General features: G+C 74.0%; 17 protein-coding genes. 10 read left to right on the plus strand and 7 right to left on the minus strand.

The features are described 5' to 3' along the window. Positions 1–166: 166 nt before the first annotated feature. A complete protein-coding gene (acs, locus tag M8C11_RS14055; protein WP_252449847.1) occupies positions 167–2155 on the minus strand; it encodes an acetate--CoA ligase in 1989 nt (662 codons plus the stop codon). A 201-nt stretch (positions 2156–2356) separates the two neighbouring features. On the opposite strand from acs, the gene M8C11_RS14060 reads away from it, so the two are divergent. Then, the gene (locus M8C11_RS14060; protein WP_252449848.1) at positions 2357–3103 is read left to right on the plus strand and encodes an oxidoreductase; all 747 of its coding nucleotides are present in this window, start codon (positions 2357–2359) and stop codon (positions 3101–3103) included. Between the two features lie 64 nt (positions 3104–3167). On the opposite strand, the gene M8C11_RS14065 is transcribed toward M8C11_RS14060, so the two are convergent. From M8C11_RS14065 to M8C11_RS14075, 3 genes are all read right to left on the minus strand, one after another. Continuing rightward, positions 3168–3974, minus strand: a complete 807-nt coding sequence (locus M8C11_RS14065) for an HAD family phosphatase (protein ID WP_252449849.1) — start codon at positions 3972–3974, stop codon at positions 3168–3170. Positions 3975–4309: 335 nt separating this feature from the next. Further along, positions 4310–5275 (minus strand): phosphotransferase, encoded by a 966-nt coding sequence (locus M8C11_RS14070; RefSeq protein ID WP_252449850.1) that lies wholly within the window; start codon positions 5273–5275, stop codon positions 4310–4312. Positions 5276–5324: 49 nt separating this feature from the next. Continuing rightward, on the minus strand, positions 5325–5942 hold the full coding sequence (locus M8C11_RS14075) for a hypothetical protein (RefSeq protein WP_252449851.1): 618 nt from the start codon (positions 5940–5942) through the stop codon (positions 5325–5327). Between the two features lie 324 nt (positions 5943–6266). On the opposite strand from M8C11_RS14075, the gene ssd reads away from it, so the two are divergent. The 7 genes from ssd (at position 6267) to M8C11_RS14110 (ending at position 11284) form a co-directional block, all read left to right on the plus strand. Further along, positions 6267–7370 (plus strand): septum site-determining protein Ssd, encoded by a 1104-nt coding sequence (ssd, locus tag M8C11_RS14080; RefSeq protein WP_091416099.1) that lies wholly within the window; start codon positions 6267–6269, stop codon positions 7368–7370. Continuing rightward, complete coding sequence (locus M8C11_RS14085; RefSeq protein ID WP_252449852.1) at positions 7367–8569, plus strand: TadA family conjugal transfer-associated ATPase; 1203 nt, start codon at positions 7367–7369, stop codon at positions 8567–8569. The genes ssd and M8C11_RS14085 overlap by 4 nt, the downstream gene beginning before the upstream one ends. Continuing rightward, on the plus strand, positions 8566–9474 hold the full coding sequence (locus M8C11_RS14090) for a hypothetical protein (RefSeq protein WP_252449853.1): 909 nt from the start codon (positions 8566–8568) through the stop codon (positions 9472–9474). Before M8C11_RS14085 ends, M8C11_RS14090 begins: the two co-directional genes overlap by 4 nt. Next, positions 9474–10202 carry a type II secretion system F family protein gene (locus M8C11_RS14095; protein ID WP_252449854.1) on the plus strand — a complete coding sequence of 243 codons (729 nt, stop codon included), beginning with the start codon at positions 9474–9476 and terminating at the stop codon, positions 10200–10202. The genes M8C11_RS14090 and M8C11_RS14095 overlap by 1 nt, the downstream gene beginning before the upstream one ends. A 22-nt stretch (positions 10203–10224) precedes the next feature. Next, a complete protein-coding gene (locus tag M8C11_RS14100; protein WP_013283643.1) occupies positions 10225–10392 on the plus strand; it encodes a DUF4244 domain-containing protein in 168 nt (55 codons plus the stop codon). 116 nt (positions 10393–10508) lie between these two features. Further along, entirely contained in the window at positions 10509–10883 is a 375-nt protein-coding gene (locus M8C11_RS14105; protein WP_252449999.1) for a TadE family type IV pilus minor pilin, read from the plus strand. Between the two features lie 8 nt (positions 10884–10891). Next, complete coding sequence (locus M8C11_RS14110) at positions 10892–11284, plus strand: Rv3654c family TadE-like protein (protein WP_252449855.1); 393 nt, start codon at positions 10892–10894, stop codon at positions 11282–11284. A gap of 121 nt (positions 11285–11405) precedes the next feature. On the opposite strand, the gene M8C11_RS14115 is transcribed toward M8C11_RS14110, so the two are convergent. The 3 genes from M8C11_RS14115 to M8C11_RS14125 form a co-directional block, all read right to left on the minus strand. Continuing rightward, positions 11406–11984 carry a hypothetical protein gene (locus M8C11_RS14115; RefSeq protein WP_013283646.1) on the minus strand — a complete coding sequence of 193 codons (579 nt, stop codon included), beginning with the start codon at positions 11982–11984 and terminating at the stop codon, positions 11406–11408. A gap of 115 nt (positions 11985–12099) precedes the next feature. After that, a complete protein-coding gene (locus tag M8C11_RS14120) occupies positions 12100–12306 on the minus strand; it encodes a hypothetical protein (protein ID WP_252449856.1) in 207 nt (68 codons plus the stop codon). 256 nt (positions 12307–12562) lie between these two features. After that, the gene (locus M8C11_RS14125) at positions 12563–15034 is read right to left on the minus strand and encodes a DEAD/DEAH box helicase (RefSeq protein ID WP_252449857.1); all 2472 of its coding nucleotides are present in this window, start codon (positions 15032–15034) and stop codon (positions 12563–12565) included. A gap of 134 nt (positions 15035–15168) precedes the next feature. Here M8C11_RS14125 and M8C11_RS14130 point away from each other — a divergent pair, with 134 nt between their 5' ends. Together M8C11_RS14130 and M8C11_RS14135 are read left to right on the plus strand one after the other, a co-directional pair. Then, positions 15169–15519 carry an STAS domain-containing protein gene (locus tag M8C11_RS14130; protein WP_013283649.1) on the plus strand — a complete coding sequence of 117 codons (351 nt, stop codon included), beginning with the start codon at positions 15169–15171 and terminating at the stop codon, positions 15517–15519. Continuing rightward, positions 15519–15956, plus strand: coding sequence for an ATP-binding protein (locus tag M8C11_RS14135; RefSeq protein WP_013283650.1), 438 nt, complete (start codon positions 15519–15521; stop codon positions 15954–15956). The genes M8C11_RS14130 and M8C11_RS14135 overlap by 1 nt, the downstream gene beginning before the upstream one ends. Positions 15957–16246 lie beyond the last annotated feature (290 nt).

Raw genomic sequence — 16246 nt, forward strand, 5'->3', positions numbered from 1 at the left:
AATCCGCCGGTCGGCTGAACGTAACCGACGACGAGCGACATCGACAGAGGTGATCAGGCCCTCTGGCCGATCAGGTCAGTCCCGGATCCCCCGATCGACGGCGCGGATCCCGGATACGACGAAGGGGCGGACCGCCCGGCGGCCCGCCCCTCGTCATCAGTCGACGTCAGTCCTCGTCGGACTTCCCGCCGCTCATCCCCGACGAGATCATCTCCATGACCGAGGAGTCCTGGAGCGTGGTCACGTCGCCGAGCGACCGGTTCTCCGCCACGTCCCGCAGCAGCCGGCGCATGATCTTCCCGGAGCGGGTCTTCGGTAGCTCCGGCACCAGCATGATCTGCCGCGGCTTGGCGATCGGGCCGAGCGTCTTCGCCACGTGGTTGCGCAGCTCGGCGATGAGCTGCTCGCCCGCGTCACCCGAGATGTCCGCGCTGCCGCGCGGGATGGCGAACGCGACGATCGCCTGGCCGGTGGTCGGGTCGGTCGCGCCGACCACCGCCGCCTCCGCCACCGACGGGTGGCTCACCAGCGCCGACTCCACCTCGGTGGTGGAGATGTTGTGGCCGGACACCAGCATCACGTCGTCCACCCGGCCGAGCAGCCAGATGTGCCCGTCGTCGTCCTTCTTCGCGCCGTCACCGGCGAAGTAGACCCACTCGTCGACGGTGTTCGCACCCGCGCCGAACCGGGACCAGTACGTCTCCAGGAACCGGTTGTCGTCGCCCCAGATCGTCCGCAGCATCGACGGCCACGGCTCCTTCAGCACCAGGTATCCGCCGCCGCCGTTCGGCACCGACTGGCCCTGGTCGTCGACCACGTCGGCGACGATGCCGGGCAGCGGGCTCATCGCCGAGCCGGGCTTCGCCTCGGTCACGCCGGGCAGCGGCGAGATCATGATGGCGCCGGTCTCGGTCTGCCACCAGGTGTCCACCACCGGCAGCTCGCCGCGGCCGACGTGCTGCCGGTACCAGATCCACGCCTCCGGGTTGATCGGCTCACCGACGCTGCCGAGCAGGCGCAGCGACGACAGGTCGTACCCGGCCGGGATGTCCTCGCCCCACTTCATCATGGTGCGGATCAGCGTCGGCGCGGTGTACAGGATGGTCACCTTGTACTTGTCGACGACCTCCCAGAAGCGGCCCTTGTGCGGGGTGTCCGGCGTGCCCTCGTACATGACCTGGGTGGCGCCGTTGGAGAGCGGGCCGTACACGATGTAGGAGTGCCCGGTCACCCAGCCGATGTCGGCCGTGCACCAGTAGACGTCCGTCTCCGGCTTCAGGTCGAACACCGCGTGCGTGGTGTACGACGTCTGGGTCAGGTAGCCGCCGGTGGTGTGCAGGATGCCCTTCGGCCGGGCGGTCGTGCCGCTGGTGTAGAGGATGAACAGCGGGTGCTCGGCGTCGAACGCCTGCGCCTCGTGCTCCGGCGACGCGGTCTCGACCGTCTCGTGCCACCAGTGGTCCTTGCCCGACCAGGCGACCTCCTCACCGGTACGGCGGACCACCAGGACGTGCTCCACCGACGGGCACTTCGCCACCGCCTCGTCCACCGTCGGCTTGAGCGCCGACGGCTTGCCCCGGCGGAAGCCGCCGTCCGCGGTGATCACCACCTTGGCGCTCGCGTCCTGGATCCGGTTGGTCAGCGCGTCGGCGGAGAAGCCGCCGAACACCACGCTGTGCGTGGCGCCGATCCGGGCGCAGGCGAGCATCGCCACCGCCGCCTCCGGGATCATCGGCATGTAGATCGCCACCCGGTCACCGGCGGTCACGCCCAGCTCGGTCAGCGCGTTCGCCGCCTGGCAGGTGAGCTTGTGCAGGTCGGCGTAGGTGACGGTACGGGTGTCGCCCGGCTCGCCCTCCCAGTGGATCGCCACCTTGTCGCCGTGGCCCGCCTCGACGTGCCGGTCCAGGCAGTTGTACGCCACGTTGAGCCGGCCCCCGGTGAACCACTTCGCGAACGGGGCGTTCGACCAGTCGAGCACCTGCTCCCACGGCTGGGCCCAGGCCAGCCGGCCGGCCTGGCGCTCCCAGAAGGCCAGCCGGTCCCCGGCCGCCTCCTCGTACGCCTCGGCGGTCACGTTGGCGTTCGCGGCGAGTTCAGCCGGCGGCGGGAACTGGCGCGTCTCGTTCAGCAAGTTGGCCAATGCCTCGCTCATGCGGTGACTCCTTCGTCGCGTGACCTGCGTCTCCTACTCCGGGGAAGGTTAGTCCCGCCGTACCCCCGTCGCGACCGCCCGGTCCCTCACCGCGCGCCGAGCGGCCCCGTCCCCGCGCCGAGTGCACCGCGCGACGCCGACGGCGTCACTTTCCCGGCGGGCGGAGGCGGATACCGGCCCGCCGGTCGCTAGCGTGACGGGGTGACCACCGATCCGCTCGCCCCGCTGCTCGCGCTCGCCGACGTCGCCCCCGCCGTCGAGCGGGCCCGCGAGCGGGTCGACCTGGCCCACCGGCACCGCGCGCTGCGCCGCCAGGGCGGCCAGGTCGCCGCCGAGGTCAGTCTCCGATCGGCAGTGGCCAGCGCCGCGCTGGAGGGCCGCGTCCACGACCGCGAGGAGGTACGCGCGGGCACCGTCACCGACCCGGTGCTCCAGGGCGCGCTCCGGGTCGCCGGGGCGCTGCCCGGACTGAGCGACCTCTGGCCCAAGGCACCCCGGCAGGTGATGGCCCGGCTGCACGTGCTCGCCGCCCGCGACGTGGTGACCGAGGAGGAACTGGGCCGGCCGGTCGCCGACCCGGTGGTCGCGGCCCGCCTCGACGGCCTGGCCGCCCTGGTCGCCGGCGGCACCAAGGTGCCACCGCTGGTGCTGGCCGCCGTCGTCCACGGCGAGCTGCTGAACCTGCGCCCGTTCCCCGGCCCGTCCGGGGTGGTGGCCCGCGCCGCCGCCCGGCTGGTGCTGATCTCCACCGGGTTCGACCCCCGCGGCCTGGTCGCGGTGGACGTCGGTCACCGTGAGCGCGAACCGGAGTACGTGGGCGCGGCCGGCGCGTTCGCCACCGGCACGCCCGACGGCCTGCGCTCCTGGCTGCGGCACTACATGAGCGCGGTGGAGGTCGGCGCCGACCAGATCACGCTGATCGGCGACGAGATCCTCGCCGCGTCCTGACGGTTGCCGGCTGCCGCCGGTCCCGCCGCCGCGTTCGGCGTCGCGGCAGCCGCCCGGGGTCTCGTCAGGCGGTGGGCGCGGCGGTGCGGGTGCGGCGGTGCCGGCCGTACCAGGCGATGCCGATGGCCACGCCGACGCCCACGCCGAGCGCCGCCGCCGCGACCGGGACCGCCGGCCGCTCGCGCAGCCGGCGGCCCAGCGGGATCGGGTGCCGGAACTCCAGCACCGGCCACTCGTTCTCCACCGCCAGCTTGCGCAACGCCCGGTCCGGGTTGACCACCGTCGGATGCCCCACGCACTCCAGCAGCGGCCGATCGGAGTACGAGTCGGAGTACGCGTACGAGTCGGCCAGGTCGTAGTCCCGCTCAAGAGCCAGTTCGCTGACCGCCTCGACCTTGCTCGGACCGGCCGCGTAGAACTCGACCTCGCCGCTGTACCGCCCGTCCACCACGCCCATCCGGGTGGCGATCACGTCGGTGATCCCGAGCAGCTCACCGATCGGCCGGACCATCTCGTCACCGGACGCGGAGACCAGCACCACGTCCCGGCCGGCGGCCTGGTGCTCCTCGATCAGGGCGGCCGCCTCGGCGTACACATAGGGGTTGATCAGTTCGTGCAGCGTCTCCGCGACGATCTGGCGGACCTGTTCCACCGGCCAGCCCTTGCAGAGTGTGGCCAGGTAGTCCCGGGTGCGGGCCATGGTCTGCTCGTCGGTGCCGCCCAGCCGGAACATCAACTGCGCGTACGCCGACTTGACCACGTCACGCCGGGTGATCAGCCCGTCCCGGTAGAACGGCCGACCGAACGCCAGGGCGCTCGACTTGGCGATGACGGTCTTGTCGAGATCGAAGAAAGCGGCGCTGCGGCCCACGGCGCGAAAGTCTAGCCCGACGAGAGGCGTGGAGGCGTCCGCCCGGGTCGCGAAAGCCGATGAGCACCCGGTGGAGTGACGGCGGTCACAGGCATCTATCGATGAATTTAGCTTTGCGTGGAGTGAACAACACTCGACGTATAAGGGTCGACTGCGGCATGCTTGTGCTCGCGACGGGAGTTCGCATACCCGGCGTCGATGGGCCTCGGCGGTTGCACCCCCCGTAACCGCTGAGTCGGTTCGGCTCGACCCCCCCCGGAGCCGAACCACAAGACGACCCCCGTCTCCCCCCGACGGGGGTCGTCCCTTTGCGGTATGCGCGTTCCGCGGCCGGCTCAGGGCGCGTATCCGGGGTCGGCGACCGCCTCGGCGATCCGGGTGAGCCAGTACAGGTCGTTGGCCCGAGCCTCCGCACTGGCCTCCGGACTGAGGATGCTGCCCAGAAACACGGCTACATCGTCGAGATGCCGCTCGCTGCGGTAATAACTCAGCAGGACCGGGTCCGGCTCCAGCGCCCCATAGCCCTCGCGGAAGAGTTCGGCCCGGCGCCCGTTGATCGGGTGGTCCCCGAAGTCGGCGCTGTAGACGAACATCAGGTCCCGCTCGCGCGGCGCGAGGATCGGCGCGTCCCAGTCCACGACGTGCAGGGGACCGTCGCCGTCGGCGATGAGGTTGCCCGGATGGATGTCGGCGTGGCAGATGACGTGCCGCCCCCGCGTCACGCGCGACGCCAGCTCGTCGACGGTCTCCGCCAGCCGATGCAGCGCGGCGCCGTACCGGTCCCAGAAGTCGCCCAGAACCTCGCTCGTCGAGGCCTGCGCGCCGAGGGTGCGCAACCGCTCGCCCGCGCTCGACCGGTACGTCTCGGCCGGCAGGACGGCGGCGACCTCGGCGCTCGGCGTGACCCGGTGCAGCCGGCCCAGGAACTCGCCGTACTCGATCCACTGGCGGTCGGTGAGGCCGCGACCCCACAGGCTGCCGCCGTCGTGGAACGGGTAGAGCAGTAGCCGATAGTCCCCGAACTCGCGCCCGGCGCCACCCTCGGGGAGGTCCAAGGGTGCGACCACCTGCCGAAGGCCCTGCGCGCGCAGAAGACGGGGCAGCAGGACGGCGGCCGGGGTGAAGTCGCCGCGGCGCACCTTGAGGAAGTAGCGCCTGCCGTCGGACGTCTCCACCCGGTACGCCCACGCGTGCCCGTCGAGCCCGACCGGCATGAACACCAGCTCGGTGACGTCGACCGACCAGGCGGCGGCGACCTCGGCCGTCAGCATCCGCTCGTCGATGTCCGGCTTGTCGATCACCCGACGGAGCGTCGCAGCCGGTGCCGGGGGCGGCAAGGGAGTTACCGGATCAGCGGATCACCGCGCGCAGCGTCTGCCGGGCCGGCTCGAAGCACACCAGCCCGCGGCCGCGCTCGTCGGCCACCACCCACGGATGACCGACGTACGTCTGCTGCCGGTAGGACTGCCCGGGCCGGAGCACCGCGTACTGCTGCCGCCGGCCCTCGTAGTTGATCCAGTGGACTACGACTGTCGACCCGTGGCTGTTGACGAAGTCGACGAACGTCGACGGACCGCCGCCGTGCGAGCGCAGCCGCGATTCGCGCGAGGCCGGCAGTGGGGCCAGTTCCCCGGGTCCGACCACAGGCGGCTCCGACCGGGGAGTCGACGGCTTCGGTGAGGTCGGCCGGCTGCTCGGGGTGGCGCGGCGGGTCGGTGCTGCGGTCCGGGTCGGCGCCACGGCGCGGTTGGAGAACGACACCGACGGCGGTGCGTAGGACTCGGCGGGTGCCTCCGTCACCAACCCCGCCCTCGTCGGGGACGCCAGGATGGCCTGGCCCTTGATCGGCGGCGGGAGGTCGGGGCGACGTGGCGTGGCGAAGACGCTGACGATGCTCGCCAGCACCACGACCACGAGGCCGACGGCGATCGCGGCGAGCAGTGTCGGCGACGGATCGCGTAGCCACACTCCGTCCTCGGTCCTCCGGCCGGATCGCGAGTGGCGTCCATCCGAGGGGATCGCCAGGGGGTGCGGTGAATCGGTCATGGCCTCGATTCCGCAAGCCGGTGCCGTCCATCGGGCGGCGAGGGGCCCCGATTATCCGTTACCGATCATCCCTGTCGTCAATGGCCGATTGCCCACCCGTCGACTCCGTCTCCGGCACATAGCAGATCAACCGGGTCCCCGAGGTCTGTCCACAACGGTCTCCGTTGTCCACAGGGCGCCGATTCGGCGTCCCCCGGCCCGGCAGGCTCACCCCGGCACGTCCGAGTCCGACCGATGGAGGCCGCCATGCCGCCCCGTACCCCGCTCCCGCCGTACCGTCGCCTGCCCCTGCTCGTCACCTCCGACGGCGACCTGCTCGACGAGCTGTTGCGACTCGCGGCGGCCGGCGGCACCGAGGTCGAGCTGGCGGCCGATCCGGCCGCCGCCCGGGCCCGCTGGGCGCCGGCGCCGCTGGTGCTCATCGGCGCCGACCAGGCGGCGGCCTGCCTGCGGGCGCGCCTTCCCCGCCGCGCCCGCACGGTCCTGGTCGGTCGCTCCGGAGAGCTCGATCCGGGTACGGAGTTGGCCGAACTCATCGGCGCGGAGCACGTCGCGACGTTGCCGGCGGCCGAGCCCTGGCTGGTCGACCGGTTCGCCGAGTGCGTGGCCGGTCCGGCCGGCCCGGGTCAGGGCCGGGTGGTGGCGGTGCTCGGCGGCCGGGGCGGCGCCGGAGCCAGCGTGCTGGCCGGTGGGCTCGCCGTCAGCGCGGCCCGGTCCCGGCTGCGGACGCTCCTGGTCGACGCGGACCCGCTCGGCGGCGGCCTCGACCTGGTGCTCGGCTGGGAGCAGCTCGACGGGCTGCGCTGGCCGGAGCTGGCCGGCACGGACGGGCGCGTCGATCCGCCGTCGCTGATCCGTGCGCTGCCCAGCCGAGGCGACCTGGTGGTGCTCTCCTGGGACCGGGGCGACCTGCGGCACCTGCCGGCCGAGGCGATGGCCGCCACTGTGGACGCGGGCCGGCGAGGGCGGGACCTCGTCGTGCTCGATCTGCCCCGGCACCTCGACGACGCCGCGGTGGTCGCGCTCCAGGCCGCCGACCGCGCGCTGCTCGTCGTACCGGCCGAGCTGAGGGCGGCAGCCGCGGCGGCACGGGTCGCCGCCGTGGCCGCGCCGCACTGCGTCGACCTGTCGGTCGTCGTGCGCGGTCCCGCGCCCGGCCGGCTGCGGGCGGCCGAGGTGTCCCGGGCGCTGGGGCTGCCGCTCGCCGGCACGCTGCGACCCGAGCCGGGGCTGTGCCGCGGACTGGAGCGGGGCGAGGCACCGGGCGCGAGCGGGAAGGGGCCGCTCGCCGCGCTGTGCCAGCGGATCGTGGACGAGCTGGTCGGGTCGTCGGCCGCGGGTGCGGCATGACCGGCCCGGGAGAGCTGGCCGCCCGGGTCCGGCACCGGTTCGCCGCCGAGGCCACACCGGTCACACCGGCGGCGATCGTCTCCGCGGTACGCGCCGAACCGGCGACGGCGGTGCTCGGTGACACCACGCTGCTGCGGATCGCCGACCGGGTGCACGACGACCTGGTCGGTGCCGGTCCACTGGCGCCGCTGCTGGCCGATCCGCAGGTCACCGACGTACTGGTGAACGGCGTTCGGGTCTGGGTCGACCGGGGGCGGGGCCTGCGTCAGGTCGCCGTGCCGCTGGGCACGCTCGACGACGTACGCCGGTTGGCGCAGCGCCTCACCGCGGCGGCCGGTCGCCGGCTGGACGACGCCTCGCCGTACGCCGACGCGCGGTTGCCCGACGGCACCCGGCTGCACGCGGTGCTGCCTCCGGTGGCGACCGACGGGCCCTACCTGTCGCTGCGTACCTTCCGGCAGCGGCCGTTCACCCTCGACGAACTCGTCGAGCGGGGCACAGTGCCCCGGCCGATCGCGCCGCTGCTCGCCGCACTCGTGGCGGCCCGCCTCGCGTACCTGGTCAGCGGCGGCACGGGCTCCGGCAAGACGACGCTGCTCAACACGCTGCTCGGGCTGGTGCCCGGCACCGAGCGGATCGTGCTGGTGGAGGACGCCGCCGAGCTGCGTCCGGTGCACCCGCATGTGATCGGCCTGCAGGCGCGGACGGCGAACGTCGAGGGCGCCGGTGCCGTCGGGCTCGGCGATCTGGTCCGGCAGGCGCTGCGGATGCGGCCGGACCGGCTGGTCGTGGGCGAGTGCCGGGGCGCCGAGGTGGTCGACCTGCTCGCGGCGTTGAACACCGGCCACGACGGCGGGGCGGGAACGCTGCACGCGAACGCCCCGGCCGACGTTCCGGCCCGGCTGGAGGCGCTCGGGATGCTCGGCGGCCTGCCCCGGCTCGCACTGCACGCGCAGGTCGCCGCCGCGTTGCAGGTCGTCCTCCAACTCCGCCGCACCGGCGAGGGGCGCGTACTGGACTCCATCGGCCTGCTGCTGCCCGACGGACCCGACCGGGTGGTCACAGTGGTCCCGGCCTGGGCGCGCGGCCGGGGTCTCGCCCCGGCGGCCCAGCTGCTCGCCGGCCTGCTGCGGGAGCGGGGAGCACCGGTGCCGCCGATCCTCCAGGCGGCGTGGCCCACCCCGGCGGAACCGTCGTGACCGGCCACCTCTGGCCGGCGGTCCTGCTTCTGGCCGCCGCGGCGGTCGCCGTCGCCTGGCCGGTCCGCGCCGGTCGCGCCCGGCGCCTGGCGGTCCTGGGTGGTGCGGGCACCCCGGGCGAGCGGGTGACGGGTGCGCGTCCAGCATCCCCGGAACCGCCACGACGTCCGCTCGACTCCGGGCCGAGGGCGTCCGCCCGTCCGCCCGGCCGGGACAGGGAACGGCGTCGACCGGGTGCCGGGCATCAGGTAAGGCGATGGACGGACCTCGTGTCGGTGCCGGTGACATCCTCTCCGGCGTCGGCTCCTGCGCTGGCGCTCTCCGCCGGGCGCGTACTGCCGGTGGCGGCGCTGTGTGGTGCGGTGACCGGGGCGCTGCTCGGCGGACCGGTGGCAGCCGTAGTGCTCGCCACCTACGCCGTGCTCGCGGCCCGGGCGGTGCTGCGCCGGCGTACCCACCGGTTGGCCACCCTCGCGCACCGCCGCGATCTCGACCGCCTCGCCGCCGTGGCCGCCGACCTGCGGGCCGGGCTGCCCTCCGGCAACGGTGTCGACGACGGCCCGGGACGCGTCGCGCGGCTGGCCCGTGCAGCAGGGAAGCTGGCCGACCAGACGGGTGCGCCGCTGGCCGATCTGCTGGAACGGATCGAGGCCGACGCCCGCGCCGCCGACCGAGGCCTCGCCGCTGCCGCCGCCCAGGCTGCCGGGGCGCGGGCGACCGCGTGGCTGCTCGCCGCGCTGCCGCTCGGCGGGATCGGTCTCGGCTACGGCATCGGGGTGGATCCGGTGGAGGTGCTCCTGCACACGCCGGTGGGTGCCGGCAGCGCGGTGGCGGCTGTCGTGTTGCAGGTGGGCGGTTTGCTCTGGGCCGAGCGGCTTGGCGTCACGCCCGGGCGGGCCGCCTGATGTCACGGCAGGTGCTGGCCGCCGTCTGTCTCGGCGGCGCCGCGTTGCTCCTGGTCGTCGCCGGTCCGGCCGTCCGCCCGGCACGGAGGCTGCGCCGTCTCGTCCCGGCGCCGCGACCGGGCCGCCCGGCGTGGTTCCCGGACCGGATACGCCTCGGCGCAACGCTGGCCGGGATCGCGGTGGCGGTGGTCGTCGGCGGGGTGACGGGCGTGTTCCTCGGGCTGCCGGCCGGTGTCGCCGCCGACCGTCTGCTACGCCGGATCGAGCCGCGCGCAGCCCGGGAACGGCGGCTGCGGGAGACCGCCGACCTGCCGCTGGCAGCGGATCTGCTGGCCGCCGCGCTGCGGGCTGGGGCGCCGGTCGACCGCTCGGTGATCGCCGTCGCCGAGGCGCTCGGCGGGCCACTCGCGGACCGGCTCGGCCGGGTCGGCCGGACGCTACGGCTCGGTGGGAGCCCCGGTGAAGCGTGGGCGCACCTGGACGGCGTCACCGGGGCCGAACCCGTGGTCGCGGCGGCGGTCCGCTCGTCGAACAGCGGTGCCGCACTGGCCCGCGCGCTGACCCGGCTCGCCGACGACCTGCGTGCCGAGCGGTCGACCGCGGCCGAGGCAACGGCCCGCCGCGCGGGGGTGCTCATCGTGCTGCCGCTCGGGCTGTGCTTCCTGCCCGCCTTCATTCTCGCCGGTCTGGTGCCGGTGATCGTCGCTGTTCTCGGCGACGTGCTGTGAACCATCGAGAAGGGACGTACGAATGCGCAAGCTCCTCACCCGCCTGCGGGGTGACGCCGGTATGAACACCGCCGAGTACGCAGTGGGCACCCTCGCCGCGGTCGCCTTCGCCGGGATCCTGCTGAAGGTGCTCACCTCCGGCAACGTGCAGTCCGCGCTGACCGCCGTGATCGACCGGGCCCTGAAGTGATCGCGCGCCGGCGGGCCGGCCGTCGTGGTCGGTGGCTCCACGAACCCGCGGTCCCGCTCGACGTGTCGGCTGAGCCCTGCCTGACCCGGGCCTTCGTCGGCACCCGGGCCGGGGCGGTGTGGCGCCGGTGGCGCTCGCGGGTCGCGTGCGAGCGGGGTTCCTTCACCGCCGAGTTGGCGGCCGGCCTGCCGGCGCTCATGCTGCTCCTCGTCGCCGGGCTGACCGCGGTGAACGCGGTGGGCACCCGGGTCGCGTGTGTCGACGCGGCCCGGGAGGCGGCTCTCGCCGCGGCCCGGGGCGAGCCCGGCACCGTCACCGGAACCCGGTACGCCCCCGAGGGCGCCGAGGTGGCCGTGACGGTGTCCGGTGATCGGGTCACGGCGACGGTACGGGCGCCGGTCCGGACGTTCGGTGCTCGGCTGCCTCGCCTGGTCGTGTCGGGGGAGGCGGTGGCCGCCGTGGAACCCGGCGCGCCGGGCCCGGTGCCGTGAGAGCCGGCGTGCCCGTGGAGAGCGGGGAGCGCAGGAAGCCAGCCGGCGGTACGCCTCAGGCCGACCGGGGCGGGGCCACGGTCTGCCTGCTCGCGATCGGGTTGGTGTTCGTGCTGGTCGGGGTGTTCGGCGCCGCGCTCGGGGCGGCCCGGTGCGCACGGCATCAGGCCCGCAACGCGGCGGACTTCGGGGCGCTGGCGGGTGCCGCCCAGGTGCTCGACGGCGCCGATGCCGCCTGCGCTCGCGCCGCCGACCTGGTCTCGGCCAACGGCGGCCGGATGACCGGCTGCCTCGTCGACGGACTGGATCTGATCGTCACGGCACGGGTACGTGTCGCACCGCTGCCGAACCTGACCCGGGACGCCACCGCGACGTCCCGGGCCGGCCCGGGACGATCCTGACGACGGAAGCCGACGGAACCGAAGCCGAGCCGGAACCGGAAGCCGGGCCGGGACCCGGAGCAGGGACCAAGCCGGGACGAGTCCGGAACCCGGCTCGGCCGATGCGAGCCGCCGACCCAGGTCAGCGGGACTGGAGGGCGTCCAGTCCGACCGCCATGGCGATCACCAGCCGACGGTCGATCTGCGGGTGCTGGATCTCCACGTTGTACCGGTCCCGCAGACCCCACTTCCGGTCGACCGAGAACACCGGCTGGCCGCCGGCCATGAAGTCGAAGTGGTACGGCAGCCAGGAGAGCGAGTCGACGAACCGGCGCAGCAGCGCCACCGGCAGGCTGCGCTCCTGCCCGGTGGCGGGCGGCAGGCCGGGCTGCTCGACGTGCCACGTCGAGCGCAGCAACGACTGGGCGAAGTCCTTGCGGAACAGCCCGATGGGGTTGCCCGCGTGATCGGTCACGTCGTAGGTGGCACCGAGGTCGAGCCGCTGACGGGCCTTGAAGCCGAGAAGGGGGTACTGCTTGGAGTCGTCGGTGTAGATGGTCACCTGCTCCTTGAAGGCGAGCCGCTTCTGCTGCGCGAACGCGAGCAGCCCACCCTCGGAGCCGTCGGGCGCCACCGAGTGCACCTCGTACTGGTTGACCATCATCCGGAGTCGCTGACGGATGATGAACCGGTGCTGGGCCTGCAGGTTGTCGGGCGACATGGGCTCTCCTTCGAGGGGTCGCCGGAGTCTTGCACAGCGGGCCGACGACCGCTCGCCCGAGCGCACCCACACACCGCGACGTCGGCGTGCCGGGCGAGGCGCTCGGTCAGCAAGGTCAGCGGCCGCCGTCGACCGTGGCCTTCATCGCCCAGCTGTTCAGCACCTGATGGATGCCGCGCAGACGCTCGTTGATCTGCTCCAGCCGTTCCGCCTGGGCGAGCGTGGCCATCGCGGTGCCCAGCGCTATCTGCTGGTCGGGCGTGAGGTTTTCCTGGTCGATGGTGTAGAGCAGATCGACGGTCTCGGCGATCGTGTCGGCCACGGCGGCACCTCCGGCGGGACGGGTCTCGGGTCACCTGCGCGCTACCGGAAATGATGCATGGAAGCGCTCCCATACATCAATGCCCCGACGGCCCTACCCTCATGCACCCGTCCCACCAACCAGACACCTGGGCACCCGCGGAGCCGCACGGCCCAGCTTGATCGACACCAGTTCGGGGAAGTGGCGGGGTCCAGCACCTGTCGATACCGCAACCTCCCCGAAGTGGCGGCGGGCAGCCCCAACCGGCCCGGTGCGGTCAGGCGGGTGGGGCACCGGCCGCCTGAGCTGGGCGGGCCGCCCGGTCGTCCTGCCGGGGCAACACCTCGCCGCGCTCCGGGCCGCCCGCCTCCGGGCCGGCGCCCGCCTCCGGGCCGGCACCCGGTTCGGCCTCCGCCGCCTCGCCGCTGGCCGTGGCGAGGTTGGTCAGCACCACGTCGAGGACCTTCACGGCCTCCGCCTTGGCCAGTGGGTTGTTGCCGTTGCCGCACTTCGGGGACTGGACGCACGACGGGCACCCGGTCTCGCACCCGCACTCGGCGATCGCGTCCCGGGTGGCGCGCAACCAGGCGGCGGCGGTGCCGTACGCCCGCTCGGCGAAACCCGCGCCGCCGGGGTGACCGTCGTAGACGAAGACGGTGGGCGCCTCGGTGTCCGGGTGCAGCGCGGTCGACAGTCCGCCGATGTCCCACCTGTCGCAGGTCGCCATCAGCGGCAGCAGGCCGATCGCGGCGTGCTCGGCGGCGTGCAGCGCGCCCGGCACGTCCGCCGCCTCGACACCGGCGGCGGTCAGCGACTCGGGGGAGAGCGTGAACCACACCGCGACGGTGCGCAGTTCCCGGGCCGGCAGGTCCAGCGGGCGGGTGTCGATCACCTCGCCGGTGGCGATGCGCCGCCGCTGGTACGACACCACCTGGCTGGTCACGTCCACCTCGCCGAGGAACAGCCCGACCGGTCCGGCGTCCACGTACGAGCGGACCGACACCACCGACAGCGAGGTGACGTCGCGGGCGTGGGTGGACCAGTCCGGCTCCTCGGCGTGCACGAGCGCGCACCCGTCGGCCAGGTCGAGGGAGTCGACCACGTACGAGACGCCCTGGTGCAGGTAGACCGCGCCGGTGTGCAGCAGGAAGTGCGCCGACCCGCCGTCGACGGTGCCGAGCAGCCGGCCGGTGGACTCCTCAACCACGCACACCGGGGCGCCGCCCTCGCCGCGCAGGTCGACCTCGGGGCGTTCCCGGTGCCGCCAGTACCAGCCGGTGGGCCGCTGCCGCAGCGCCCCCGCCTCGACCAGCGAGTCCACCGCCTCCTTCGCGCCCTCCCCGAAGAGGTCCAGGTCGGCCCGGGTGAGCGGGGACTCGTGGGCGGCGCAGGCGAGCTGCGGCGCGAGCACGTACGGGTTGGCCGGGTCGAGCACAGTGGCCTCGACCGGCCGCCCGAACAGCGCCTCCGGGTGGTGCACCAGGTAGGTGTCGAGCGGGTCGTCCCGGGCCACCAGCACCGCGAGCGCCTCGTCGCCGGAGCGCCCGGCCCGCCCGGCCTGCTGCCACAGCGACGCGCGGGTGCCGGGCCAGCCGCAGATCAGCACCGCGTCCAGCCCGACCAGGTCGACGCCGAGTTCGAGCGCGTTGGTGGAGGCCAGCCCGAGCAGGTCGCCGTGCAGCAGCGCCCGTTCCAGCTCGCGGCGCTCCTCGCGCAGGTAGCCGGCCCGGTAGGCGGCCACCCGGTCACCGAGCCCGGGCACCGCCTCGTCCAGCGCCCGCCGGGCGTTCGCGGCGACCACCTCGGCGCCCCGGCGGGACCGCACGAACGCGAGCGTGCGTACCCCCTCGACCACGCTGTCGGCGAGCAGGTCCGCGGTCTCCCGCAGCGCGGAGCGCCGGACCTGGACGAGGTCGGCGTCGGGAGCCGAGTCGGTGGGCGGCAGCAGCGGCGGCTCCCAGAGCGCGAACGTCACCCCGCCGCGCGGCGAGGTGTCCTCGGTGACGGCGGTGACGGGCAGGCCGGTGAGCCGCCCGGCCGCCGTCGCCGGGTCACCCGACGTCGCCGAGGCCAGGAGAAACACGGGGGTACGCCCGAAGCGGGCGCACTGCCGCCGCAACCGCCGCAGGACGTGCGCGACGTGTGACCCGAAGACGCCCCGGTAGGTGTGGCACTCGTCGACCACCACGTACGCGAGGCGGCGCAGGAACCCGGACCAGTGGGCGTGCCCGGGCAGGATGCCGTGGTGCAGCATGTCCGGGTTGGTCAGCACGAACCGGGAGTGCCGGCGGATCCACTCCCGCTCGGCGCGCGGCGTGTCGCCGTCGTAGGTGGCGGGGCGTACCCCGTCGAGTTCGAGACCGGCGACGGCGCGGAGCTGGTCGGCGGCGAGCGCCTTGGTCGGCGCCAGGTAGAGCACAGTGGCGCGCGGGTCGGCGAGCAGCGCGCTCAGCGCGGGAAGCTGGTACGCCAGGGACTTGCCGGACGCCGTCCCGGTGGCGACCACGACGTGCCGGCCCGCGTACGCCAGCTCGGCGGCCTCGGCCTGGTGCCGCCACGGGGCGGTGACGCCGCGCCGCGCGAACGCCGCCCGCAGTTCCTCAGGGGCCCAGCCGGGCCACCCGACCGGCTCGCCGGCGCGGGCCGGGACGCGCTCGACGTGGGTGACCGGGTCGGTGGCGTGCCGCAGCCGCAGCCGGCGCAGCAGCTCGCCCGGCGCACGCCGTGGGCCGGGGCTGTGGTCGGTCACGTCCTGCACTCTCGCACTGGTGTTCGGAATTGGAAACCGCAGGGTGGGGGTAAGGGAACAGCTCCGGCGGTGACCCGAGGGGGCCGCACGGGGGGATGGTTAGATGCCCAGGAGAGTTTACCGAGGAGGGGCCGATGGAGCTGTCGCTGGCGACCCGCGCCGTGGGGGAGCACACGGTGCTCGAGGTCGGTGGTGAGGTGGATGTCTACACCGCCCCCCGCCTGCGGGAACGGCTCCTGGAGCTGATCGACGGCGGGGCCCGCCACGTGGTGGTCGACCTCGGCCGGGTGGACTTCCTCGACTCGACCGGGCTGGGTGTGCTCGTCGGCGCGCTCAAGCGGCTGCGCTCGGCCGGTGGTTCCTTCGCGCTGGTCTGCGACAAGGAGCCGCTGCTCAAGATCTTCCGGATCACCGCCCTGGACCAGGTCTTCCCGCTGCATCCGACGGTCGACGCGGCCATCGCCGCCGACTCCACCGGCGCGTGATGGCGACCGTCAAGCTGTCCTTCTCTCCGGCCCCGGTGCACGTGCGCACCGCCCGCCTGGTCGGCGTCGCGGTGGCCCGGCGGGCCGGCGTACGCGAGGACCTGCTGGACGAGGTGCGCCTGGCCATCGGTGAGGCGTGCACCCGGGCGGTCGCGCTGCACCGGCAGTACGGCCTGGCCGACCCGGTGTACGTGGAGATGTCCGACGGCGGCGGCTACACGGTCCGGGTGGTGGACCGGGCCCCGATCGAGGCGGGCCTCGGCCTGGCCGCGCTCGGCCCGGACGAGCTGGCCAAGGAGTCGCTGAGCGAGGACGCGCTCACCACCGGGGTGGGCTTCGCGCTGCTCGCCGGTTTCGTGGAGGACCTCCAGGTCCGCCCGGTCGACGACGGCGTCGGCACCGAGGTGCGGATGTCCTGGCCGGCCGGTCGCGCCTGACCCGATTCGCACACGCAGGCCGCGTTCCCCGAAGGGGGAGCGCGGCCTCGTCGTATTGGTCGCGCCATATATCAGATTTCTTCGCATAACACAGTTACGAAGATCATCGAGACACGGTGCCCCCTCGGTGTGACCCTCGCCACGCCGGAGGGCTACAGTACGCGGGTTGTCAGCAAGTGATCCCATCCCGTAGCCAGCGGGAACGGGAGTTCATCGCTGGTCCGCCGGGGTGGGTTGGCGCGCGCTTGCGAGTCCGCATCCAGGCGTCGGCCCGTGCGTCTCCACGAGCC

The sequence above is a fragment of the Micromonospora sp. CPM1 genome, from assembly GCF_023896895.1.
Lineage (GTDB): Bacteria > Actinomycetota > Actinomycetes > Mycobacteriales > Micromonosporaceae > Micromonospora > Micromonospora tulbaghiae.